Here is a 23,223-nt window from a genome sequence, read left to right on the forward strand (position 1 = left end):
AGGGGGCGAAAAGATCACATTCCGGTCAGGCGGGCCGCGGGTCCTGCAAATCTGCGGCGAACGGATAGGCAAACCGCGCGGGCCGCGCTAGGGTGCGGCTGACACGTTTCACGAGGGTTCCATGTCGTTTTTGAAAACTGTTTTTCTGGGCATCTGCCTGCTGCTGTCCACTGTTGTTTCGGCGTCCGCACAGGGCATGACCGCCTTGGCGCGTGCGGACAGTTCCGCCTCTGCGCTGGTGGATCAGGGCGACAGTATCGAGATGATGCTCCGCCTGAGCCAGCCTGTGCCGTTTCGTATCTTCACCCTCGACGATCCGCGCCGCATGGTGGTGGATTTTGCGGAGGTGGACTGGACCGGCTTTGACACAGAGGCGTTCAACACCTCGCGCGGGATCACGGGGCTTCGGGTTGGCGGGTTCACCCCCGGCTGGTCGCGCATGGTGCTTGACCTTGCGCAGCCCTATGCCTTGGTCCATGCCGAGATGTCCCGCGACGACAGCGGTGCGGTTCTGACCCTCAACCTTGACCCGACCGCCTCCGACGAATTTGCGCTGACGGCAGGGACGCCGCCGGATGCCCGACTGGTCCGCCGCGAGTCTCAGGACGCGGAGCCCTCCGTGCCGCCGCGCAAAATCGGAGAAGGGCCGTTGCGCGTTGTGCTTGATCCGGGGCACGGCGGGATTGATCCGGGGGCCGAACGGGACGGGGTGCAGGAAAAGACGCTGACCCTGACCTTTGCGCGGGAATTGCAGGACGTTCTGAACCGCGCAGGCGGGTTCGACGTGACGCTCACACGGACCGAAGATGTGTTTGTGCCGTTGGAGACCCGTTTGACGCTGGCGCGGGAGGCCGGAGGCGATGTGTTCATCTCGATCCATGCCGACGCTATTGCCGAAGGCCGTGCCGAAGGGGCGACAATTTACACCTTGGCGGCGCGGTCTTCCGATGCGGCTTCGCAAAAGCTGGCGGAGCGGCATGATCGTGCGGATTTGCTGGCAGGGGTGGATCTGACAGGGCAGGATGACGTGATCGCTTCCGTGCTCATGGATATGGCACGCACCGAAACGACACCGCGCACGGACCGTCTGGCGGATACGCTGGTGACATATCTGGAGGAAAGCGTCGGGATGCACAAACGCCCGCGTCTTGAGGCCGGATTCTCGGTGCTCAAAGCGCCGGATATGCCCTCTGTCCTCATCGAACTGGGCTTCCTGTCCTCGGCCAAGGATCGCGCGAAACTGGTGGATCCGGCTTGGCGGATGAAAGCCGCTTGGGCCATCCGCGATGCGCTTCTGGACTGGGAAGAGCAAGAGCGGGTGATGCAGGGCAAACTGCGCAAGTGAGGGCGACGACCTGCGCCGCCCTCGGTTGTCGAGACGTTTGATGCGTTAATGCGCCAGCATTTCCGAGACGATGTCATCGGCGCTCAGTTCGGCGGGGTAGTAAGTGGGCCAGTTGGTCAACTCTTTGAGGACAGCCGCACGATCCTCTCCCCAATAGAGATGGTAGTGATCGGCTTTCGAGGGAAAGATGCGGTGGTCGCTGAACTGGATGTAGCCGGGGGCTTCTTCATCGCCTGACACTTTTTCAAAGATATAGCGGACGCCGCGATTGCCCTTGGAATAGGTCAGGATTTCATAGCCGTCATCTTCATATTGTCCCGTGAAGGACGTCTCCTTGCGGTGGAAGGTTACCATGTCGCCTTTGATCTCGATCCGGTCCACATCTGTTGCATAGCCCGTCGTGTAGTAGGCGGTATATTCCTCGGCGGTTTTATCGCCTGTTTCCGCCTTCTTCTCCATAACGGGGGCCAGTTTGCCCTCGATCAGAAGCGGGTAGACCGACTGCCAGTCACCTTCCCAATCGGAGAGGGGGCGGTTCTTGATCTGGCTGTCATCGAAATAGCCTTTGTAGATCTGGTCATCGTGGCTATGTGCCTGTTCGTGACTGTGGGCATCATGGTCGTGGTCATGTTGGTGGTCTGCCTGCGCATGGGGTGCGAAGCTCAGGGTTGCGACGAGAGCCGTTGCAACTGTGAGAGAGGTTTTCAGCATTGTATGTTCCTGTGTTGTATTTCCGTCTGGCTGGCCATGAACTGGCGGCTGTGGTGATTCTAGTTATGATATAACATAACGGAAAGGTGATAAGAAAAGCTCGACCCTTTTGACAAGCCGGAAACACGGTCGGAAAGGCCTATGCAACAGTCCGGCGCCTCGGGGCGCAAGCGTCGGGCAGGGGCCTGTCGCGGCGGTTATGTGGCGGGGTTTTGTTTGCGTGCGAGCCAGACGGTGTGATCGGCGCAATCGGGGTCTTCGATGATATGGCGGATGACCTCAAGCCCTTGTGCGGCCAGAAGCTCCCGATAGCGCTCCGGTGACAGGGAGGCGTGATAGACCACGCTGTCGCCCACTTGCCCCAAGGCCTCGCCATCATCCGTGCCGGTGGTGAACATCATCACGCCGCCGGGGGCGAGGTGGCGGGCAAAGACCTCGAACATCGGGATCTGGTCTTCGGGGCTGAGGTGAAAGAAACTGTCCCACGCCAGCACTGCGTCAAAGGTCTCGCCCAGATCAAGCCCGCGCATATCCGCATGGATTGCACGCGCTTTGGGCAGATTCTGTTCGAACAATGCCACCATATTGGCGGCCCCGTCGACACCGGTGACAACACAGCGCCGGTCGAGCAGGTATTGCGCAATCGGCTGGCCTGTGCCGCAGCCCAGATCCAGCACTCTCACAGCCCCCGCATTGCGCGGCGCATGGGCCAGAAACCGGTCGAGCCAGGGGCGTTCGAACAGGGTCTTGTTGCGCAACTTCTGAAAGGTCTGCGCTTCTTTATCGTAGGTGCTGAGAATATCTTCGGCTTTCATAGTCTGCCACATAGGCGCGCGGGCGCGTGCTCACAAGAGAAACTGTTCACAGGTGGCGTGTTTCTGCTCACATTTGCGCGTGATCCGGACGCGGATGTTTTGACCATAGGCGCAGGCCTGTATAAGGAAGGCCAGGACTGTGCGGCTCAAAGGCGAGTCAGCGCAGATGTTGGGTGTGGGAAAGGCTCGTCAGTGCTCAGATTTATCTTTTCATTCTTAGGGACGATTTTTTCGTGGATCACCACGGGGCTGTTTCTTATGGCGCTGGTCATCGGGGGCATCTTCTGGATGTATGGCCGCGATCTGCCCAACCACGAGGCGCTGGCGCAATACCAGCCGCCGACGATTTCGCGAATCTATTCCGGCGAAGGCAAAATTATCGACGAATTTGCCCGCGAGCGGCGCCTCTACACCCCGCCCGAGGAAATTCCCGATCTGGTGAAACATGCGTTCATCTCCGCCGAGGACAAGAATTTCTACAACCACAAGGGTTATGACCTGCGCGGTATGGTGGCGGCAGCACTGGACGCGGCCCAAGGTGGCCCTCTGCGCGGGGCTTCGACCATCACGCAACAGGTGATGAAGAACTTCCTGCTGTCTTCCGAACGCTCCGCCGAACGCAAGATCAAGGAACTGATCCTCGCCACCCGTCTGGAACAGACCCTGACCAAAGACGAGATTCTGGGCCTCTATCTCAACGAGATCGACCTTGGTGTGCGCTCTTTCGGGGTGACGGCGGCGGCGCAGAGCTATTTCAACAAATCCCTCTCGGAACTGGCCCCCGAAGAGGCGGCCTTCCTCGCGATCCATCCGAAGGCGCCTTATTCCTACAACCCTGCGAAGAATTACGACGGGGCGTTGACGCGCCGGAACTTCGTGCTGCGCGAGATGTATGAGAACGGCTATCTGACACAGGCGGAATACGAGACCGCGCGTGAAAAGCCGATCAAGTCTGTGCAGACCGGCGATTACCCGTCCTATCGTGAAAGCCTGCCGACGCGGGACTATTTCACCGACGAAATCCGCCGCCAGCTGTCGAAAAACTTCGGTGAGGAAGAATTCTTCGAAGGCGGCCTGTCGATCCGTGCGACGATTGATCCGGAGATGCAGACCAAGGCGGCCCATGCGCTGCAACGGCGTCTGGAACAACTGGACCGCGGTCTGGGCATCTGGCGCGGCACAGGCAAGACCATTGACGTGACCGCTCTGGATGACGGCACATGGGAAACCGCTCTGGCGCAGGTGCGCGTAGCGCGGGACGTGACGCTGGACGGAAAATGGTATGTCGGGGCGGTCAACGAGATCGGCGACAGCACTATGACCGTCATGGTCGAGGATGGCGTGGGCGAGGTCTCCGTGCCGCGCGAAGACATCAAATGGATGCGCGGCAGTTTCCGCGACAATTTCTCCCGTGGCGATGTGGTGCATATCCGCCGCATGACCACAGGCGACAATGGCGAGGGCGATCTGATCCGCTGGACGCTGCGTCAGGTGCCGGAAGTGCAGGGCGCGTTCATGGCGATGGACGTCAACACAGGCCGCGTGATCGCCATGCAGGGCGGGTTCTCCTACCAGAACTCGGTCTTCAACCGCGCGACACAGGCCACCCGCCAGCCGGGTTCGAGCTTCAAACCCTTTGTCTATGCCGCCGCTCTCGACAGCGGCTTTACACCCGCGACGATCATCGTGGATGCGCCCATCGAGATCAACACGCCGCAAGGGGTCTGGCGTCCCAAGAACGCCTCGCGCCGTTTCTACGGTCCGACCCCCTTGCGCACAGGGATCGAACAATCGCGGAACCTGATGACCATCCGTCTGGCCCAAGAGGTCGGCATGGACACTGTGGCGCGCTATGCGGAACGCTTCGGCGTCTATGACCACATGGGCCAGTATCTCGCCTCGTCTTTGGGGGCAGAGGAAACCACCGTATTCAAGATGGTCTCGGCCTATGCCATGTTTGCCAATGGGGGCGAGCGGGTGGAGCCGACACTGGTGGACCGCGTGCAGGACCGTTTCGGGCGGACCATCTACCGCCACGACCAGCGGATCTGTGAGGAATGTGAGGTCGCCTCGCTCGATCCGGGTGTTGCGCCCAAGATCGTTTCTAACCGCGAACGCATGATCAACGCCATCACCGCCTATCAACTCACCTCCATGATGCAGGGCGTGGTGCAGCGCGGCACGGCGGCGGGCAAGGTCAATCTGCCGGTGCCCGTGGCGGGCAAGACAGGGACCACCAATGACGGCAAGGACGCATGGTTCATGGGCTTTACCTCGAATATCGTGGCGGGCTGTTACATCGGCTACGACACGCCGCGCGCCATGCGCGGGGCATCGGGCGGCGGCTATTGTGGACCTGTGTTCAATGAATTCATGCAGGACGCCGTGAAGAAATACGGCGGCGGTAAATTCAAAGTGCCGCCGGGCGGACATTTCATCAAGATCGACCGCTACACCGGTGCGCGTCTCAATGACAACGCCTCGGGGCCGAATGTTGTGGCGGAGTATTTCCGCGATGGCGAAGAGCCGATCTTCGGCCTGATGTATGACGGTGGTTTTGCAATGGGCTCCGACCTGCCTTTGTTCGAGGGTGAAGCCTCCGGCACCGGCGAGCGCGAGGTGCAGACCTCGGGCGGGCGGACGATCAAAGTGCCAGAAAAAGCCTCGATCAACTCGCTGTCTTCCGGCGGGCTTTACTGACAACCGCGCGTTTGATCTCGGGCCGGGCCTTGTGTCCCGGCTTTGAGACGCGTATTTGTCAGCGAAATCTAAGACAAGGTGACTCACTCGTGCGTGCTGAAATCCAGAATATCGTGGCCAAGATCGAAAAATCCGTGGCGCTTTTGAAGCAGCGTCTGGATTGGGAAACCGCGCCGCATCGGTTGGAAGAATTTAACGCGATGATCGAGGATCCGACGCTTTGGGACGATCCCGAACGGGCGCAAAAGCTCATGCGTGACCGTCAGATGCTGATGGATGCGATGAAATCCGCCACCTCCATCGAGACGGAGATGAAGGACAATATCGAACTCATCGAGATGGGCGAGATGGAGGACGACCAGGAGGTTGTCACCGAGGCGGAAGAAAGCCTGAAATCACTGGCCGAAACCGCCGCCGAGAAAGAGCTCGAAGCCCTTCTCGACGGGGAGGCGGATGCCAATGACACCTTCCTCGAAATCAACGCGGGCGCGGGCGGCACGGAGGCCTGTGACTGGGCCTCGATGCTCCAGCGCATGTATGTGCGTTGGGCGGAGAAAAAGGGCTACACGGTCGAGCTGCAATCCGAGGAAGCCGGATCGGAAGCGGGCATCAAATCGGTCGCCTACAAGATTTCCGGCCACAATGCCTATGGCTGGCTGAAGTCCGAGAGCGGTGTGCACCGCTTGGTGCGGATTTCGCCCTTCGGCAAGGGCACGCGCGAGACTTCTTTTGCCTCCGTCTGGGTTTATCCGGTGGTGGATGACAATATCGACATCGAGATCAACCCTGCCGATATCCGCATTGATACCTATCGTTCTTCGGGGGCGGGTGGTCAGCACGTCAACACCACGGACTCGGCGGTGCGGATTACCCACCACCCGACGGGGATCGTGGTCACAAGCTCCGAGAAATCCCAGCACCAGAACCGCGACATTGCCATGAAGGCCCTGAAATCGCGGCTCTATCAGTTGGAACTCGACAAGCGCAACGCGGCGATCAACGAGGCGCATGAAAGCAAAGGTTCGGCAGGCTGGGGCAACCAGATCCGCTCCTATGTGATGCAGCCCTACCAGATGGTCAAAGACCTGCGCACCAATTACGAGACCTCGGACACGCAGGGCGTGCTGGACGGCGATCTCGACAAGTTCATGGCGGCGACGCTGGCGATGAATGTCTCCGGCAAGTCGCGCGCGGATGCGCAGGGCGAGTAACGCTTCCGACATCTCCGGACGATGAGAGGCCCCCGTTGCGGGGCCTTTTTCATGTCTTTGTTACGGTGTCGTGAGAGCCTTCCTGCGTGCCGCGCGCCGCAATGTGACAAACTCACCGACAGGCCTCCGTGTCGTCGCATATGAATGGTCCCAAGCGGAAAACGCGCAAGAAGGAAACGCACAAGATGAAGATGACCCACACGCGGTCCCTCGTCATGACTATGAACGGGAACCGGCTATGATCACAGAAATCACTTCCACGGAATTCACCCCCTTTGCCTCGCTGTTCGGCGGGGTTCTGATCGGCACAGCCGCCGTGCTTCTGATGGCGCTCAAAGGGCGCATCTTTGGCGCGACCGGCATCCTGTCGGGCTTTATCAGCCCTGCCAACTCCTCCGACTGGGCATGGCGGGCGGTGCTGCTTGCTGGGATGGTCTCCGGACCTCTGGTTTATGCGCTGTTCACCGGCAACATGCCCGCAATCGAGGTGCCCGTATCCAATCTGGCGCTTGTGGGCGGCGGGGTAATCGTCGGGCTTGGCGTGACCTATGGCTCCGGCTGCACCTCCGGCCACGGGGTCTGCGGCATGGCACGGCTGTCGCCGCGTTCGATCGTTGCCACGCTGTCCTTCATGCTCTCGACCACGGTGACCGTCTATGTCATCCGCCATGTGTTTGCGGGGGTGTAAGATGAAACTGATCCTGACCTATGTGACCGGCCTGATCTTCGGCCTCGGCATTTCCATGTCCGGCATGGCCAATCCGGCAAAAGTCCTGAATTTCTTCGATTTCTTCGGCGTCTGGGACCCGTCCCTGATCTTCGTGATGGGCGGCGCCGTGGTGGTGAGCTTTATCGGCTACCGCGTGCTGTTCAAACGGTTCGAGACCCCCGTCTTCGCGCCGAAATTCATCGTGCCAAGCTCGCGAGTGATCGATGCCAAGTTGGTGGGCGGCTCTTTGGTGTTCGGCGTCGGCTGGGGCATCGCGGGCTTCTGTCCGGGGGGCGCACTTCCTGCACTCGGCGCGTTCAACGCCTCGGTCTGGCTGTTCTTTGCCGCGCTTGTTGCGGGAATCCTGCTGGCCAAATTCCTGATGAAACTGACGGCGGCCCGCGCGGCACGCCCTGCGGGCTGAGCCCCGCCTAGAGAGGAGAGCTACCCATGGCTTCGAACTACCCTGTCGATATGTCGGTCAAACCCGATGTGAAAGCCTTTTTCGATCCGGCCACATGGACGATTTCCTATGTGGTCAAAGACCCGTCTTCCAACGCCTGTGCGGTGGTCGATAGCGTCATGGACATCGACTATGCCGCTGGCCGGATCACCTATGACTCCGCCGACAAGATCATCAAATATATCGAGGACGAGGGGCTGAACCTCGAATGGTTGATCGAGACCCATGTCCACGCCGACCACCTCTCTGCCGCGCCCTATATTCAGGACAAGCTCGGCGGCAAGATCGGTATTGGCGAGAATATCGTCATCGTGCAGGACACATTCGGCAAGGTCTTTAACGAAGGCACGGAATTCCAGCGGGACGGCTCGCAATTCGACCGCCTGTTCAAGGATGGCGACACCTATACCGTGGGCGAGATGACCTGTTTCGCCATGCATACACCGGGGCACACCCCCGCCTGTATGGTGCATACGATGGGGGATGCGACCTTCACCGGTGACACGTTGTTCATGCCCGATGGCGGCTCGGCGCGGGCCGATTTCCCGGGCGGGGATGCGGCCACGCTCTACGATTCGATCCAGAAAGTGCTGGCGCTGCCCGACGAGATGCGCCTGTTCATGTGCCATGACTACGGCCCCAACGGGCGTGACATCCAGTGGGAAACCACTGTGGGGGCAGAAAAAGAGCACAATATCCATGTGGGTGGCGGTCGCAGCAAAGAGGAATTCGTCAAATTCCGCGAGGAGCGCGATGCGCAACTGGCCATGCCGCGTTTGATTATTCCCTCTTTGCAGGTGAATATGCGCGCCGGAGAATTGCCGCCTGCGGATGAAGACGGTAAGACTTTTCTGAAAGTTCCGGTGAACGGCCTCTAACCGCGTCTTCTGACGCGTGGGGCCACACCCACGCACAGGAGACAGACATGGACTTCAACAAGATCAACGACCAGATCACCGTCAGCAGCCAGATCACCCCCGAAGAGGTGTCGATCCTCAAGGAAAAGGGCTTCAAGACGTTGATCTGCAACCGTCCGGACATGGAGGTTGAGGGGGATTTTGGCTCGGAAGCCATGGAGAAAGCGGCCAAGGCGGCAGGGCTGGGCTTTGTCTACCTGCCGGTCACTCCCGGTCAGTTCACCGAAGAGCTGATTGCGGAAACGGCCCGCGTCCTAAGCGAGGAAGACGGGCCGTTCTACGCCTATTGCCGTTCCGGCACCCGCTCGACGACCGTGTGGGCGCTGGCACAAGCCGGTCGGATGGACGCCGACGAGATCATCTCGCAGGCGGCAGGTGCCGGCTATGACATGCAAGGGCTCAAGCCCTATCTGGCGGGCTAACGCATTTCCATTCGTGCGTCGCCGCCGGTTATGATTTCGGGACGACTGCCAAACGGCAAAGCGTCCCTCATAAAGGAGACGCGCGTATGGATATCAAAAAGATCACGGACGGCCTGTCTGTGTCGGGGCAGGTCCAGCTTGACGACATGGAAAAGCTCAAGCGTCGCGGCTTTCGCGCGGTGGTGTGCAACCGCCCCGACGGCGAAGCCCCCGACCAGCCGACCCATGAGGAGATCGCCAAGGCCGCACAGGCTGCGGGGCTTGAATTTCTTTATCTTCCTGTGACCCCCGGCATGGTGACCGAAGAGACGGCAGACGCCTTTCGCACCGCGCTGACCGAATTACCGGGGCCGGTGTTCGGCTATTGCCGCACAGGAACGCGCACGACAACGCTTTGGTCTCTGGCGATGGCCAAGGACAAATCCGTGGTCGATATTCTCGCCGCGACCAAGGCGGCGGGTTATGACATGACCGGCGTGGCGCGCCGGATTGCCAATGGCGGTGTGACCCCCACAGACAGCGTCGAAGATGCCAAGCATGAGGTGGTGATCATTGGCGGCGGCGCGGCGGGTGTGGCCGTGGCGGCCTCGCTCAAGGCGCGCAAGGCCGATCTCGACATTGCGATCATTGATCCGGCGGATATTCACTATTACCAGCCCGGCTGGACCATGGTTGGCGCGGGTGTGTTCGAGCCTTCGACCACAGCCAAAACCATGGGATCGCTGATCCCGCGCGGGGTGCATTGGCTCAAATCTGCCGTGGCGGCTTTCGAGCCGCAGAACAACGCGGTGATCCTCGACGGGTGCCGCGTGGTGAAATACGACCGGTTGATCGTCTGTCCGGGGCTGAAGCTCGATTGGGACAAGATCGACGGTTTGGTGGAGACGCTGGGCAAGAATGGCGTGACCTCGAACTACCGCTATGATCTGGCGCCTTACACTTGGGAACTGGTCAAGGGGTTGAAGGGGGGCAGGGCCATTTTCACCCAGCCGCCCATGCCGATCAAATGCGCCGGTGCACCGCAAAAGGCGATGTATCTCTCTGCCTATGAATGGGAGACGCGCGGGGTTCTCGACCAGATCGACATTCAGTTCATGACGGCGGGCGGAGTGCTCTTTGGCGTCAAGGATTATGTGCCCGCGCTGGAAAGCTATGTGGAGCGCTACGGCGCGCATCTGAATTTCTTCCACAACCTGACAGCCATCGACGGGCCGGCGAAGAAAGCCACTTTTGCCATATCGATTCCCGACGAAGAGCCGACAGAAGTCATACTCGATTTTGACATGATCCATGTGGTGCCGCCGCAAAGCGCGCCGGACTTTATCAAGGTCTCGCCTCTGGCCGACGAACAGGGCTGGGTCGACGTGGACCAGATCACCCTGCGCCACAAAAGCTTCGACAATATCTGGTCGCTGGGCGATGTGATGAACGCGCCCAACGCCAAGACCGCCGCCGCCGCAAGGATGCAGGCGCCGATTGTGGCCGAGAACCTCATTGCCGACATCGAAGGCAAGGGGCCGCAGGCGGGCTATAACGGCTATGGCTCCTGTCCGTTGACGGTGGAGAAGGGCAAGATCGTTCTGGCCGAGTTCGGCTATGGCGGTGTGTTGTTGCCCTCATTCCCGAAATGGCTTCTGGATGGCACCAAGCCGACGCGTAAGGCATGGATTTTGAAGGAACAAATCCTGCCGCCGATCTATTGGAAAGCCATGCTGCGCGGCAGGGAATGGATGGCAAAACCCGAAAAAGTCTCTGCCAAATAAGGGCCTGCGGCGGCTGCGCTGAGCAAGCGCGCCGCCCCCATGCCCGACTTCATAGAAAGGACCGACGCCCGTGTCGTTGAATGTGTCGTTCAATCCGCGTCTCTTGAAACGCTATCTCCCCATTCTCGATTGGGGGTCGAAATACAATCGCCAAGCCTTTGCCAATGACGGGATCGCGGCGATCATCGTGACGATCATGCTGATCCCGCAATCTCTGGCCTATGCGCTTCTGGCGGGGCTTCCGCCGGAGGCGGGGCTTTATGCCTCTATCGTGCCGATCATGCTCTACACGGTCTTCGGCACCTCCCGCGCGCTGGCCGTCGGTCCGGTAGCCGTGGTCTCGCTGATGACCGCCGCAGCAGTGGGTCAGGTGGCCGAACAGGGCACGGCAGGCTATGCCACCGCCGCGCTCACGCTGGCCTTTCTGTCCGGGGCGATACTCATGGCGCTGGGGCTGTTCCGGCTCGGGTTTCTGGCGAATTTCCTGTCGCATCCGGTGATCGCGGGGTTCATCACCGCCTCGGGCATCCTGATCGCGGCGAGCCAGCTCAAACATATTCTCGGCATTGATGCGGGCGGGCATACGCTCGTGCATCTGATCGAGAGCCTGTGGTTGCATCTGGGCCAGATCAGCTGGATCACTTTGGTGATCGGGGTTTCGGCCACAGCGTTCCTGTTCTGGGTGCGTAAGGGTTTGAAACCGCTTCTGAAAAAAGCGGGCTTGGGGCCGCGTCTGGCGGATGTTGTGACCAAGGCGGGGCCTGTGGCTGCGGTGGTTGTGACCACGCTGGTGACAGGGGTTTTCCATCTCGACGGCCAAGGGGTGAAGATCGTCGGCGCGGTGCCGCAAAGTCTGCCGCCATTCACATGGCCGGTGAGTTCGCTGGTGCTGATGCAGCAGCTTTTCGTGCCCGCGCTTTTGATCTCCATCATCGGCTTTGTGGAATCCATCTCCGTGGCGCAAACACTGGCGGCCAAGAAACGCCAGAGGGTTGATCCGGATCAGGAATTGATCGGTTTGGGCGCGGCCAATATCGGCGCGGCTTTCACGGGCGGTTTTCCCGTCACGGGCGGGTTTTCACGCTCTGTCGTAAATTTCGACGCCGGTGCCGAAACCCCCGCCGCGGGGGCATTCACGGCGGTGGGGCTTGGCATCGCCGCGCTGTTCCTGACGCCTCTGATCTACTTCCTGCCCAAGGCCACACTGGCCGCGACAATTATTGTGGCTGTGCTCTCTCTGGTGGATTTCAAAATCCTTAAAACCACATGGGATTACTCCAAGGCTGATTTCACTGCTGTTCTCGCCACGATCATTCTGACGCTGCTCTCGGGCGTCGAGGTGGGGGTTTCGGCGGGGGTGATCCTCTCCATCGCTTTACATCTTTACAAGACCTCCAAACCTCACATCGCCGAGGTCGGCCTCGTGCCGGGGACACAGCATTTCCGCAACGTTCTACGCCATGAGGTGCGTACGACACCGGAGCTTGTGACCATCCGTGTCGACGAGAGCCTCTATTTCGCCAATGCGCGGTTTCTGGAGGATTACATCCTTGATCGCGTGGCAGAGGATCAGGCGATCAAACATGTGGTGCTGATGTGCCCTGCGGTGAACGAGATCGACACATCGGCGCTTGAGGCGCTTGAAGAGATCAACCGGCGGTTGGCGGATAACGGTATTTTGCTGCATCTCTCGGAGGTCAAAGGCCCTGTGATGGACCGTTTGCAAAAGTCGCATTTTCTGCATGATCTTTCGGGGCAAGTGTTCTTGCACCAGTTCGCCGCGATGAAGGCGCTAGGGGATGTGACTGATGAGGGCAACACGACACCGCCCGAAAATCCGTCTACATCACCGGAGGAGGCCGCATAAACGTGGTTTGAGATTGGTGAATTTGAAACGCGTCCTTCTGGAAACGGAAGGGCGCGTTTTTCAGAAGATAACCCGCACAAGCCCCAGCGTTAGCACCGGAAAAGCCACGAGGAAGGCCACACGGATCAGGTCGGTCAGAACAAAGGGCAAGGTGCCTTTGAAGGTTTCCGAGATGGGCACATCCGTGTCCAATGCGTTGATGATAAAGAGGTTCATCCCGACAGGTGGTGTGATAAGCCCGACCTCCACGACGATCAGCACGATGATCCCGAACCACAAGCCAAACTCGTCGGGTGACAGGCCAAAATCCAGCCCCGCCATGATCGGGTAGAGGATCGGGATGGTGAGAAAGATCATCGACAGGCTGTCCATGACGCAGCCGAAGGCGAGATACATCAAAAGCACGGCGAGCAGGATCAGCCACGGCGAGAGGGTCAGCCCTTCGGCCCAGCCCGCCGCTGCCATCGGCAGGCCGGAGAGGGCGAGGAAGTTGTTGAAGATTTTTGCCCCGATCAGGATGATGAAAATCATGCCCGTCGATGCGGCAGTTTCCAGAACCGCCTCGCCTGCGCTGCGCCACGTCAGCCCGCCTGTCAGTAGCGCCACCACCCCTGTGCCCGCCGCCCCCAATGCGGCGGCTTCGGTGGGGGTGAATATGCCAAGGTAAATGCCGCCGACAACGGCAATGAAAATGGCGAGAACCGGCCAGACCTTGACGAGTGCAGTGAGGCGCTCGGACCACGCGGCCCTGTCGCGCCCGCCGCAACTCTCGGGGTGCAGGCGCACATAGATCGAGATGCACAGCATATAGCCAAGGGCCGCGAGAAGGCCGGGAACAAAGGCCGCGACAAAGAGCTTGGCGATGTTTTCCTCAGCCAGCATGGCGTAGATCACAAGGATCACCGAGGGCGGGATCAAAATGCCCAAAGTGCCGCCCGCCGCCAGTGCACCCGTGGCGAGGCGTCCCGAGTAGCCGTAGCGTTTAAGTTCCGGCAGGGCGGTCTTGCCCATCGTGGCCGCCGTGGCCAGTGACGAGCCGCAAATCGCCCCAAACCCTGCGCAGGCTCCCACCGCGGCCATAGCAACCCCGCCTTTGCGGTGACCGAGCCATGTCTCTGCGGCTTTGAACAGCGCCGCCGACATGCCGCCCAAAGTGGCGAAATGGCCCATCAACAGAAACAGCGGGATGATCGAGAAACTGTAGGAGGAGAAATCGCCATAGGTCAGATGCTTGAGTTGGCTGAGCATCATGATCGCGTTGCCGTTCAAAAGATAGGCCCCGCCGAAGCCCACAATCCCCATCGCCACGCCGATCGGCACGCGCAGGAAGATCAGCAAAAGCAGGACCGGAAAGGACCAAAGCCCGATTTCAAAGCGGCTCATGCTGTGCCTCCCGATTGAAAACAGCCCTTGCCGCGCGCAACACACAAAACAGCGCCACCAGCACCGCCACGCACATGGCGGCCATCGCGGCGGCATAGCCCCAAAGCAGCGGGATTTGCAGGATAAAAGAGGTCTCGCCATAGGCGGCTTTGTCCATCATGCCGAACCAGAGTCGCCATGCCAGAAGGGCGGTGAACCCCAGCATCAACAGATCGCCGGCCAGGTCGAGCCACCGGTTCAGCGCCTCGCCGAAGACAGGTTTGAACAGATCAACGCGGGCATGTGCGCGCATGTATTGGGCGTAGGGCAGGCTGGTGAAAACGGCAAAGCCGATGCCCAGTTCCACCAGTTCGATGTCGCCGGGAACAGGGCCGAATCCCAACCCGTCCAGCGCGCGTCCCGAGACGGAGAGGCAGGTCAGAATGATCACCGCAAATAGGCTCAGTCCGCCGGTCAGTGCCGTTAACTTTGCGAGCCCGCGAACGGCTTTTGACAGGTTGTGATACATCCGCGCCTCGCTGCTTTCTATGGCCGTCCCATGACGAGGGGGTTTAGCGGAGCAGGGGCAAAGGTCAAAGAAAAATCAGGCGGGGTTTACCGGCGCGGCAGGCGGATTTGAGTATTTCGGGCACAAAGGAAACAGGGGCGCGAAATACGTGTGCAGGGTGAAATGTGCCGGTGGCCATGGGGGCCGCACTTTCAGCACCCCCATTGCGCGGTTTTCCGAGATTGACGAAGAGGCCGCGCGGCTTCAACTCTTGGAGGCGTGTTCAGGCATGCAAGCTGTGAAAGGGAGGACCTCATGAGCTATATACCCGCAGAGACCCGTTACGACACAATGGTTTACCGCAGATGCGGTAAATCCGGTCTGAAACTGCCCGCGATTTCTTTGGGGCTTTGGCACAATTTCGGCCACGATACGCCGCACCAGACCAAGCGGGAGATCCTGCACACGGCTTTTGATCTGGGCATCACGCATTTCGATCTGGCCAACAACTACGGTCCGCCTCCGGGCAGTGCGGAGACGGCGTTTGGCGAGATTTTGAAAACGGATTTCAGGGGCTATCGTGACGAGATGATTATCTCGTCCAAGGCGGGCTATGACATGTGGCCGGGACCGTATGGTGAATGGGGATCGCGCAAATATGTCATGGCCTCCTGTGACCAGTCTCTGAAACGTCTGGGCGTTGATTATGTCGATATTTTCTATTCGCACCGTTTTGATCCGGAGACGCCTCTGGAAGAAACCATGGGCGCGCTGGACAGTATCGTGCGGCAGGGCAAGGCGCTTTATGTCGGGATTTCGTCCTACAATGCAGAGCGCACGCGTGAGGCGGTGGCCATTCTTGAGGAACTGGGCACGCCCTGCCTGATCCACCAGCCCAGCTATAACATGCTCAATCGTTGGGTGGAGCGCGATGGTCTCAAGGAGACGTTGCAAGAGCTGGGCGTAGGCTCCATCGCCTTCACGCCCTTGGCGCAAGGCATGCTGACGGGCAAATATCTCAAGGGCATTCCGGAAGGATCGCGGGCGACACAGGGGAAATCTCTTGATCCGCATGTTCTGTCCGACCGTGCGATTGCCTCGCTCAACAGGCTCAATGACATTGCCGCCGCGCGCGGACAAAGCCTTGCGCAAATGGCGATTGCATGGGTGTTGCGCAACGGCGGGATCACCTCTGCGCTGATCGGAGCGTCGAAACCGTCGCAGGTTGTGGATTGTGTCGGTGCCATCGGGAACCTTGCGTTCACAGCCGAAGAACTTGCGGCCATTGATGATGCGGTCGAGGTGGATAACATCAACCTCTGGGCGCAATCGTCCGAAGGCCACGGAGAGGGGTGAGCCGGACAGCTTCGGTTCGGGTTTCTGCCATTGGCGCGGGGCGCGGCACGGTATAGGCTTGTCGGAAACAGGTTTCGGGAGGAATACCATGTCGGGTTGGGTCTCGCGTTTGATGATTTACGATTTCGAGGAAGGGGCGGGGTTTCCTGTCCTTGAAACGGATATGGAGATCGCTGCGCCCAATTGGGTGCCCGATGGTTCCGCGCTGATCGTCAATGGCGGGGGCAGCCTGTTCTGGGTTGATCTGGAACAGCCGGAACTGTTGGAAATCGACACCGGACTTTGTATCAATCTGAACAATGACCACGGGGTATCACCCGATGGGGAGGTTCTGTATTTCAGCGATCACTCTTATGGTCACGGCGCGCGTATCTGGCGGCAATCCTTGGCCGCAGAGGATGATCCCGTGGAGATCGTTGGTAAGACGCCCGCGTGGTTTCATGGGGCTTCGCCGGACGGGCGGATGATCTGTTACACGGCGGTGCGCGAAGGGCTTTTCGGCATTTACACAGCGCTCACGGATGGCACGCAGGAGACCTGTGTGATCGAGGGGGCGCATCACTACGACGGGCCGGATTTCTCCGCAGATGGGGAGTGGATCTGGTTCAACTCGGACCGGACAGGGGCCTCGGAACTCTGGCGGGTGCGTCTCGACGGGTCAGGTCTGGAGCGGATGACGGCTGATGCTTTGGTGAACTGGTTTCCACATCCCGCACCTGCGGTGGCAGACGGGGAGAAAGTGGTTTACCTCGCCTATCCCGAGGGCACTGTGGGCCATCCTGCGGGGATGCATGTGGCCTTGCGGCTCTGGGAGGAGGCAACTCAATCGACGCGCACCTTGCTGACACTCACGGGCGGGCAGGGCACGCTCAATGTGCCGTCGTGGTCGCCGGACGGGCAGGCCTTTGCCTATGTCGAATATGCGTCCTGATCCGGTGCTTTCCGGTCTTCCATTCGAAACATAGAGCGCTAACGCGCAAGCTCGACCCAGCGGTTGAATGAGGTCAGCTTGATCCAGTCGCTTTCTTCGCCATCAGGCCAGATCACCCTGACCTGCGCGGTTTCGGCATCGGCCAGACCGAAATGCAACGGGACCGACTTGCCCGAGGCATGGCTGCCGCCGATGGTGATCTCCTGACGCTGCAATCCGCGATTGGTGAGCAGTTCGACCGTGGCACCCACGGCCTGCGGATTGAGGCCGGACTGGCGCAGGGTGACGGCCAGATATTGCCCGACATTGCGTGTGACATTCTCGTAGAGTTCCATCTCGCTCTCACGGTTCACCACCACCAGATCGAGCTTGCCATCGCCATTCAGGTCCACCAGATGCCCGCCACGGGATTTCGCCATAGAGGCGACACCGGCGGCAATCGAGACCTCGCGGAACGTGCCATCGGACTTTTGCTGCAAGAGATTGTTCGGATCATGCGCCGCACTTCCCGGCATTTGTTCGACATTGCCCTTGGCGATGAACAGGTCCGCGCGCGTGTCATTGTCCACATCGCCCCAATCCGCCGCCCAGCCCGTCGAAGGCCGCCCGTCATCCCCCAGATGCGGACGGTGGGCATAGGTGCCGATCTTGTAGGGCGCGGGGCTGTAGCTTCCGTCCTCATGGCCCAGTAGCAAAAGCTGATCGCCCATTGAGGTCAGCATCACATCCGGTACGGCATCGCCATTCACATCCCGCTCCGCAATCCCCTTGCCCCAGATCGACAGCTGTTCCCAGCCGTCTTGCGCATCGAGAAAGCGGTTGTCTTGTAGATCATAAAGCTGTTCGTAGCCGTCTTTGATGTAGGAGTATCGGTCATTGGAGAGGCGCAGGCTTTGTTTGCCGCGCGCGCCTTTGGAGATCAGCGCCGAGAGCGTGCAAAACCCCGGCTCCAGCAGGGTTTTCTCATAGCTGCCCTCCACAGGCCGGTACAACTCGTTGGCATCGCAGAACGGCCCGTCAGGATCGTCGCGATTGACGTAATTGCCAAAAAACAGTGTCGGACGGTTGGCATCACCCTCCCAACCTGCGGCAAAGGCTGTGGTCCAGCGGTCACCGCCGTCAAAACCCCATGCCTCATTGGCGCGTTCAAAAGCGCAATCACCCAGCCCGCGCAGCAACAGGTTCTCGCCCGCCCGCAGCACCGCCAGATCGGTCACGCCATCGCTGTCAATGTCGAGCGGGTATGCCCCTGTGACGCCGGTGATCTCCATGATCTCGCCCGCTTCGAAACGCAGGGCCTCGCCTTGAAACGAGCGGTTCAGCATCAACTGCGCGGGATTTTCTCCGCCAGCGGCGAAAATCTCGGGCATCCCGTCGCTGTTGCAATCAAAGACGGCCAGACCGCCCCCCACAAAATGCTCCCATCCGCCGCCATAGATATGGGCAGGCAGGGCGTCCGAACGGTTCTGGAACTGCGGTATGGATTGGGCCAGAAGTGGCAAGGGGGTCGTCGTTATCAGGCCAAAGGCAAAAACCAGTAATCGGTGGGTCATCCCACAAGCATCTCCGTCGCAAAATCAAGTGCCAAGGCTTTCGCTGCGCACATCCTCGGCATAGAGGAAGTCGTAGCGCAAGCGGTCGCCGGAGAGAAGGCTCAATGCAGGGGTGTCGTAGAGGCTCGGCTCTGGTTTGCATGATCCTTAGGGGAAAAAGCCGCAGCAAGCCTATTGATCTGAACTTCAGGTCGGGCGCATAACTGTCGTGCCCATAAAGAATGGAACTTACATGTATATCGGACTTGATCTCGGGACTTCCGGCCTCAAAGCCATTCTGATCGACGCGGATCAGAAGGTTGTGGCGGAGGCGAATGCCGCGCTGACGAATGAACGCCCGCGGGATGGCTGGTCGGAACAGGACCCGCAAAGCTGGCTGGATGCATGTGAGGCGGTTCTGGCCGCCCTCGGTGCGCAGGCGGACCTGTCCGGTGTGGCAGGCATCGGCCTGTCCGGCCAGATGCATGGCGCGACGCTTCTGGATGATGCGGACAAGGTGCTCCGGCCCTGTATCCTGTGGAATGACACCCGCTCTCATGCGGAGGCGGCGACTCTGGATGCCGATCCGAAGTTCCGCGAGATCACCGGCAATATCGTCTTTCCGGGATTTACCGCCCCGAAACTTCTTTGGGTAAAAAACAATGAACCCGAGATATTCAAAAAGACCTCCAAGGTTCTGCTGCCAAAGGATTATCTGCGGCTATATCTGACGGGTGACTATGTGGGCGACATGTCCGACAGCGCAGGCACCGCTTGGTTCGACACGGGCAAACGTGATTGGTCTGATACGCTTCTGGCGGCGACCGATATGGATCGCAGCTTTATGCCGCGTCTGGTGGAAGGCTCCGAAGTCTCCGGCCAGTTGCGCTCCGAACTGGCCTCGAAATGGGGGATTCCGGCCTCCTGTGTCGTTGCGGGCGGTGGTGGCGACAATGCGGCCTCGGCCATCGGGGTTGGCGTGGTCAAAGCCGGTCAGGCCTTTGTGAGTCTTGGCACTTCCGGCGTGCTGTTTGCCGCCAATGACGGCTATCACCCCGATGCGGAGACAGCGGTGCATACATTCTGTCACGCCTTGCCGGAGACATGGCACCAGATGGGGGTGATCCTTGCAGCGACAGATGCGCTCAATTGGTATGGGCGCTTTGTCGGGCAGGAGGCAGCGCAACTGACCTCGGCGCTTGGTGCTGTTGAGGCGCCGGGCAAGACGCAATTTCTGCCCTATCTGGGCGGGGAACGCACACCTTTGAACGATGCCGGTATTCGCGGGGCTTTCACGGGATTGGAACATGTCACCGATACGGCGGCAGGCACGCGCGCGGTGCTCGAAGGTGTGAGTTTTGCGATCAAGGATTGTGCACAGGCTTTGGCGGCCACGGGCACAAAGATTGAACGTCTCTTGGCCGTGGGCGGCGGTAGCCGGTCGCAGTATTGGTGCGAAGCGATTGCTACGGCTTTGGGCGTGCCTGTAGACCTTCCCGTGGCGGGGGATTTCGGCGGCGCTTTTGGTGCGGCACGTCTTGGCATGATGGCAGCGACGGGTGGCGGGACAGAGATCGCCTCCGCCCCCGAAATCAAAACCACCATTGCGCCGAACACCGCATTGACCTCGGCCTTCGAGGACGGGTTCGTGCGGTTCAAAGCGGCGCAAACCGCGATTAAAACCTTGCGGTGAGCGATTTTTAAGAGGCTTCGTTGGGGGCTGACAGCGCGGCAGTGATCTGCAAAGGCGGTTTTAACAGGCCGGTCAGGTGACCGTTCTGTCGGGCTTGTCATTCGCGCGCCAATCGGTGACTCTGGGGAAAAGACAAAAGAGGTCGCGCGATGAAATTCTTTCCCATGTTCCTGCGTATGAGCGGGCGCGATGTTGTGATTCTCGGTGGCGGCGAAACAGCGGCGCAAAAGGCGCGTTTGATGCTGAAAACCGAAGCGCGGATCGTGCTTGTCGCGCCGGAGCTTGACGTGGAACTGGCCGCTCTGGTGGCCGAAGGCCGCGCCGAGCATCACGCGGGGGAGATCGACGAGTCGCTTTTTGCCAATGCCGCGCTGGTGTTTGTCTGCACCGAAGACGAGGCGCGGGATGCGGAACTGGCTCAGGTGGTGCGTGCCGCAGGAGCCTTGGTCAATGTGGTGGACCGGCCCGATCTGTGCGAGGCCAACACGCCTTCTATTGTGGACCGTGATCCGCTCGTGGTGGCCATTGGCACGGAAGGGGCGGCTCCCGTGCTTGCCCGTCAGATCAAGACGCGGATGGAAAGCCTGCTGGAGCCGCGTCTGGGCGAGCTTGTGGCCTTGGGAGGGCGCTTGCGTGATACGGTGGCCGAAGAGATGCCGCGTGAGAAGCGGCGGGCCTTCTGGCGCTGGGTCTATCAGGGCAGTCCGCGCCAGTCCTTTGCTCGCGGGGCCGAGCGTGAGGCGGCGGAAAAGATCAAGGCTGCGATGGCCGCCGGTGGTGCGCCGGAGGACACGGGGCAGGGTGCCGTGGCGCTTTTGCCTGTTGGCAGCGTCGAGCCCGACCTGATGACTCTGCGTGCGGTACAGCGGATGCAGGAGGCCGATCTGGTGATTTGCGCCGAGCCGGAATTTGCGCCCATGCTGGAACTGGCCCGCCGCGATGCCGAGCGGGTGATTGTCGGGCAGAGCTATGGCACGGAAGACTGGCTTTTGTCGGACCAGCGCAAGGCGATCATGTCGAAATATGAGGCCGGTGGGCGCGTTGTCTGGTTGGTGAGCCGCAGGGATGCGGAGCGGGCGGCGCTTGGCCTGCCCGAGGATTTGGAGCGCGTTCCGGCGGTCAGGGTGTAGGAGACGGAGATGGGTGATTTGGAACGGCGGATTGCGGTGGCGCGTGGCGAGGAACCCGCCGATATCGTGCTGAAAAACGGCTTGATCTTTGATCTGATGACCGGCGAATTGATTGCGGGCGATGTCGCCATTGTGGGCGACCGGATCGCGGGCGTCTATGAGAGCTATCACGGCAGGCGCGAGATTGATGTGACGGGGCAGGTGATCGTGCCGGGTTTCATTGATACGCATCTGCATATCGAAAGCTCTCTGGTCACGCCTTTCGAATTTGACCGCTGCGTGTTGCCGCGTGGTGTGACCACGGCGATTTGTGACCCGCACGAGATCGCCAATGTGATTGGCTTGCCTGGGATTCGCTATTTTCAGGCCGCCTCCGAGCATACGCTCATGTCGATCCGTGTGCAGCTTTCCTCCTGTGTGCCTTCGACCCATATGGAGACGGCGGGGGCGGAGCTACTGGCCGAAGACATTGCCGAGGTGATGGGGCATCCCTCCGGCATCGGGCTGGCCGAGTTCATGAATTACCCCGGCGTGATCCACCGCGACGCGGAGGCGATGAAGAAAATCCGGCTGTTCGAGGATGCCCATATTGACGGCCATTGTCCCCAGCTTTCGGGAGCTGACCTCAACGCCTATATTGCGGCGGGGATTCGCACCGAACATGAGGCCACCACCGCCGAAGAGGCGCGCGAGAAGTTGCGCAAGGGGATGCGGGTGCTGATCCGCGAGGGATCTGTGTCCAAGGATATGCATGCCCTGCAACCTCTGCTCACCCATCTGACCGCGCCTTACATGTGCCTGTGCACCGATGATCGTAACCCGCTGGACATCGGGGAATATGGCCATCTGGATTATGTGATCCGCGAGTTGATCGCGTTGGGCAGTCCGGCTCTGGCGGTGTATCGCGCGGCGACCCTGTCGGCGGCGGAGGCTTTCGGTCTCAAGGATCGCGGCATGATCGCGCCGGGCAAACGCGCCGACATTGTTGTGCTCGACAGTCTGGAAAAGTGTAATGCTTCCATAGTCTTTGCTGGCGGTATTGAGGTGACAGACGAAGCGTTTGAAGCCCGCGGTCATGTGGCCCCTGTGGGGCGCGGCTCGGTCAAGGCGCCGAAGGTGGTGCCGGAGGATTTCCGTGCCAGTGCCAACCGTGAAGAGACCGATGTGATCGGTATTCTTGAGGGCAAGATCATCACCGAGCATCTGCATGAGACCGTGCCGATCGTTGATGGTGACAAGGCGCCGGATCCTTCCCGCGATCTGACGCGCATCACGGTGATCGAGCGGCATGGCAAGAACGGCAATATCGCCAGTGGCTTTGTCAAAGGCTTCGGGCTGAAGGCGGGGGCGATTGCCTCCACGGTTTGCCATGATCACCACAATATCGCCTGTGTCGGCGTCGATTACGGGGACATGGCGCTGGCCGCCAATCGGCTTTCGGAGATCGAGGGTGGCTTTGTAGTGGTGCGTGATGGGGAGGTTTTGGCCGAACTGGCGCTGCCTGTTGCGGGGTTGATGAGCCTTGAGCCTTTCGAGGTGGTGCGTGATCACCTGATCGAATTGCGCAAGGCCGCGGCTTCTTTGGGGGTCACTCTGGAAGAGCCGTTTTTGCAACTGGCCTTTCTGGCACTGCCGGTTATTCCCGCGCTCAAGATCACGGATCGCGGCATGGTAGATGTGACCAAGTTCGAAATCATCGCCTGAACTCACCTCTCTTTGCAATCTCACAGCACCTTCTGGAAACAGGGGGTGTTCTTGCTTGAAAGAAAAAGTGAACTGATCGGTTCA

At 60.0% G+C, this 23,223-nt stretch carries 19 protein-coding genes; 14 read left to right on the forward strand and 5 right to left on the reverse strand.

Annotated elements, in window-relative coordinates:
- The first annotated feature begins 121 nt into the window (after nt 1-121).
- Nucleotides 122-1,345, forward strand: coding sequence for an N-acetylmuramoyl-L-alanine amidase (locus KO492_RS02620; protein ID WP_216043535.1), 1,224 nt, complete (start codon nt 122-124; stop codon nt 1,343-1,345).
- A 45-nt stretch (nt 1,346-1,390) separates the two neighbouring features.
- Here the strand turns inward: KO492_RS02620 and KO492_RS02625 are convergent, their stop codons facing one another.
- On the reverse strand, nt 1,391-2,056 hold the full coding sequence (locus KO492_RS02625; protein ID WP_216043536.1) for a ZinT family metal-binding protein: 666 nt from the start codon (nt 2,054-2,056) through the stop codon (nt 1,391-1,393).
- A 197-nt stretch (nt 2,057-2,253) separates the two neighbouring features.
- Nucleotides 2,254-2,871 carry a class I SAM-dependent DNA methyltransferase gene (locus KO492_RS02630; RefSeq protein ID WP_216043537.1) on the reverse strand — a complete coding sequence of 206 codons (618 nt, stop codon included), beginning with the start codon at nt 2,869-2,871 and terminating at the stop codon, nt 2,254-2,256.
- 192 nt (nt 2,872-3,063) lie between these two features.
- Between KO492_RS02630 and KO492_RS02635 the strand changes: the two genes are divergently transcribed.
- The 8 genes from KO492_RS02635 (at nt 3,064) to KO492_RS02670 (ending at nt 12,923) form a co-directional block, all read left to right on the forward strand.
- Complete coding sequence (locus KO492_RS02635) at nt 3,064-5,571, forward strand: penicillin-binding protein 1A (protein ID WP_216043538.1); 2,508 nt, start codon at nt 3,064-3,066, stop codon at nt 5,569-5,571.
- 89 nt (nt 5,572-5,660) lie between these two features.
- On the forward strand, nt 5,661-6,782 hold the full coding sequence (prfB, locus tag KO492_RS02640; RefSeq protein ID WP_216043539.1) for a peptide chain release factor 2: 1,122 nt from the start codon (nt 5,661-5,663) through the stop codon (nt 6,780-6,782).
- A 238-nt stretch (nt 6,783-7,020) separates the two neighbouring features.
- Nucleotides 7,021-7,470 carry a YeeE/YedE family protein gene (locus KO492_RS02645; RefSeq protein WP_216043540.1) on the forward strand — a complete coding sequence of 150 codons (450 nt, stop codon included), beginning with the start codon at nt 7,021-7,023 and terminating at the stop codon, nt 7,468-7,470.
- Between the two features lies 1 nt (nt 7,471).
- On the forward strand, nt 7,472-7,915 hold the full coding sequence (locus KO492_RS02650) for a DUF6691 family protein (RefSeq protein WP_216043541.1): 444 nt from the start codon (nt 7,472-7,474) through the stop codon (nt 7,913-7,915).
- A 26-nt stretch (nt 7,916-7,941) separates the two neighbouring features.
- Complete coding sequence (locus KO492_RS02655) at nt 7,942-8,832, forward strand: MBL fold metallo-hydrolase (RefSeq protein WP_216043542.1); 891 nt, start codon at nt 7,942-7,944, stop codon at nt 8,830-8,832.
- Between the two features lie 47 nt (nt 8,833-8,879).
- A complete protein-coding gene (locus KO492_RS02660; RefSeq protein ID WP_216043543.1) occupies nt 8,880-9,293 on the forward strand; it encodes a TIGR01244 family sulfur transferase in 414 nt (137 codons plus the stop codon).
- Between the two features lie 86 nt (nt 9,294-9,379).
- On the forward strand, nt 9,380-11,056 hold the full coding sequence (locus tag KO492_RS02665) for a bifunctional protein tyrosine phosphatase family protein/NAD(P)/FAD-dependent oxidoreductase (protein ID WP_216043544.1): 1,677 nt from the start codon (nt 9,380-9,382) through the stop codon (nt 11,054-11,056).
- A 70-nt stretch (nt 11,057-11,126) separates the two neighbouring features.
- Nucleotides 11,127-12,923, forward strand: a complete 1,797-nt coding sequence (locus KO492_RS02670; protein WP_216043545.1) for a SulP family inorganic anion transporter — start codon at nt 11,127-11,129, stop codon at nt 12,921-12,923.
- 60 nt (nt 12,924-12,983) lie between these two features.
- Here KO492_RS02670 and KO492_RS02675 read toward each other — a convergent pair whose 3' ends face one another.
- Nucleotides 12,984-14,306, reverse strand: a complete 1,323-nt coding sequence (locus KO492_RS02675; RefSeq protein ID WP_216043546.1) for a TRAP transporter large permease — start codon at nt 14,304-14,306, stop codon at nt 12,984-12,986.
- Complete coding sequence (locus KO492_RS02680; protein ID WP_216043547.1) at nt 14,293-14,814, reverse strand: TRAP transporter small permease; 522 nt, start codon at nt 14,812-14,814, stop codon at nt 14,293-14,295. Before KO492_RS02680 ends, KO492_RS02675 begins: the two co-directional genes overlap by 14 nt.
- A 294-nt stretch (nt 14,815-15,108) precedes the next feature.
- Here KO492_RS02680 and mgrA point away from each other — a divergent pair, with 294 nt between their 5' ends.
- Nucleotides 15,109-16,149 carry an L-glyceraldehyde 3-phosphate reductase gene (gene mgrA, locus KO492_RS02685; protein ID WP_216043548.1) on the forward strand — a complete coding sequence of 347 codons (1,041 nt, stop codon included), beginning with the start codon at nt 15,109-15,111 and terminating at the stop codon, nt 16,147-16,149.
- An 88-nt stretch (nt 16,150-16,237) separates the two neighbouring features.
- On the forward strand, nt 16,238-17,080 hold the full coding sequence (locus KO492_RS02690) for a TolB family protein (RefSeq protein WP_216043549.1): 843 nt from the start codon (nt 16,238-16,240) through the stop codon (nt 17,078-17,080).
- 38 nt (nt 17,081-17,118) lie between these two features.
- On the opposite strand, the gene KO492_RS02695 is transcribed toward KO492_RS02690, so the two are convergent.
- Nucleotides 17,119-18,633: a CRTAC1 family protein gene (locus KO492_RS02695; protein WP_216043550.1), complete on the reverse strand. Its 1,515-nt coding sequence runs from the start codon at nt 18,631-18,633 to the stop codon at nt 17,119-17,121.
- 232 nt (nt 18,634-18,865) lie between these two features.
- On the opposite strand from KO492_RS02695, the gene xylB reads away from it, so the two are divergent.
- From xylB to ade, 3 genes are all read left to right on the forward strand, one after another.
- Nucleotides 18,866-20,305, forward strand: coding sequence for a xylulokinase (gene xylB / locus KO492_RS02700; RefSeq protein ID WP_216043551.1), 1,440 nt, complete (start codon nt 18,866-18,868; stop codon nt 20,303-20,305).
- A 149-nt stretch (nt 20,306-20,454) separates the two neighbouring features.
- Entirely contained in the window at nt 20,455-21,435 is a 981-nt protein-coding gene (locus KO492_RS02705) for an NAD(P)-dependent oxidoreductase (protein WP_216043552.1), read from the forward strand.
- Nucleotides 21,436-21,444: 9 nt separating this feature from the next.
- Nucleotides 21,445-23,139, forward strand: a complete 1,695-nt coding sequence (ade, locus tag KO492_RS02710; RefSeq protein ID WP_216043553.1) for an adenine deaminase — start codon at nt 21,445-21,447, stop codon at nt 23,137-23,139.
- Nucleotides 23,140-23,223: the final 84 nt, after the last annotated feature.

The sequence above is a fragment of the Celeribacter halophilus genome (assembly GCF_018860305.1).
Classification (GTDB): domain Bacteria; phylum Pseudomonadota; class Alphaproteobacteria; order Rhodobacterales; family Rhodobacteraceae; genus Celeribacter; species Celeribacter halophilus_A.

What these genes read in the sequence shown, in the direction of transcription:
- KO492_RS02705 (WP_216043552.1), top strand. Translation starts at nt 20,455, where the DNA reads ATGAAATTCTTTCCCATGTTCCTGCGTATGAGCGGGCGCGATGTTGTG.
- KO492_RS02665 (WP_216043544.1), top strand. Translation starts at nt 9,380, where the DNA reads ATGGATATCAAAAAGATCACGGACGGCCTGTCTGTGTCGGGGCAGGTC.
- KO492_RS02650 (WP_216043541.1), top strand. Translation starts at nt 7,472, where the DNA reads ATGAAACTGATCCTGACCTATGTGACCGGCCTGATCTTCGGCCTCGGC.
- KO492_RS02680 (WP_216043547.1), bottom strand. Translation starts at nt 14,814, where the DNA reads ATGTATCACAACCTGTCAAAAGCCGTTCGCGGGCTCGCAAAGTTAACG.
- ade (WP_216043553.1), top strand. Translation starts at nt 21,445, where the DNA reads ATGGGTGATTTGGAACGGCGGATTGCGGTGGCGCGTGGCGAGGAACCC.
- KO492_RS02630 (WP_216043537.1), bottom strand. Translation starts at nt 2,871, where the DNA reads ATGAAAGCCGAAGATATTCTCAGCACCTACGATAAAGAAGCGCAGACC.
- KO492_RS02675 (WP_216043546.1), bottom strand. Translation starts at nt 14,306, where the DNA reads ATGAGCCGCTTTGAAATCGGGCTTTGGTCCTTTCCGGTCCTGCTTTTG.
- KO492_RS02695 (WP_216043550.1), bottom strand. Translation starts at nt 18,633, where the DNA reads ATGACCCACCGATTACTGGTTTTTGCCTTTGGCCTGATAACGACGACC.
- KO492_RS02655 (WP_216043542.1), top strand. Translation starts at nt 7,942, where the DNA reads ATGGCTTCGAACTACCCTGTCGATATGTCGGTCAAACCCGATGTGAAA.
- KO492_RS02645 (WP_216043540.1), top strand. Translation starts at nt 7,021, where the DNA reads ATGATCACAGAAATCACTTCCACGGAATTCACCCCCTTTGCCTCGCTG.
- KO492_RS02660 (WP_216043543.1), top strand. Translation starts at nt 8,880, where the DNA reads ATGGACTTCAACAAGATCAACGACCAGATCACCGTCAGCAGCCAGATC.
- KO492_RS02690 (WP_216043549.1), top strand. Translation starts at nt 16,238, where the DNA reads ATGTCGGGTTGGGTCTCGCGTTTGATGATTTACGATTTCGAGGAAGGG.
- xylB (WP_216043551.1), top strand. Translation starts at nt 18,866, where the DNA reads ATGTATATCGGACTTGATCTCGGGACTTCCGGCCTCAAAGCCATTCTG.
- KO492_RS02625 (WP_216043536.1), bottom strand. Translation starts at nt 2,056, where the DNA reads ATGCTGAAAACCTCTCTCACAGTTGCAACGGCTCTCGTCGCAACCCTG.
- mgrA (WP_216043548.1), top strand. Translation starts at nt 15,109, where the DNA reads ATGAGCTATATACCCGCAGAGACCCGTTACGACACAATGGTTTACCGC.
- KO492_RS02620 (WP_216043535.1), top strand. Translation starts at nt 122, where the DNA reads ATGTCGTTTTTGAAAACTGTTTTTCTGGGCATCTGCCTGCTGCTGTCC.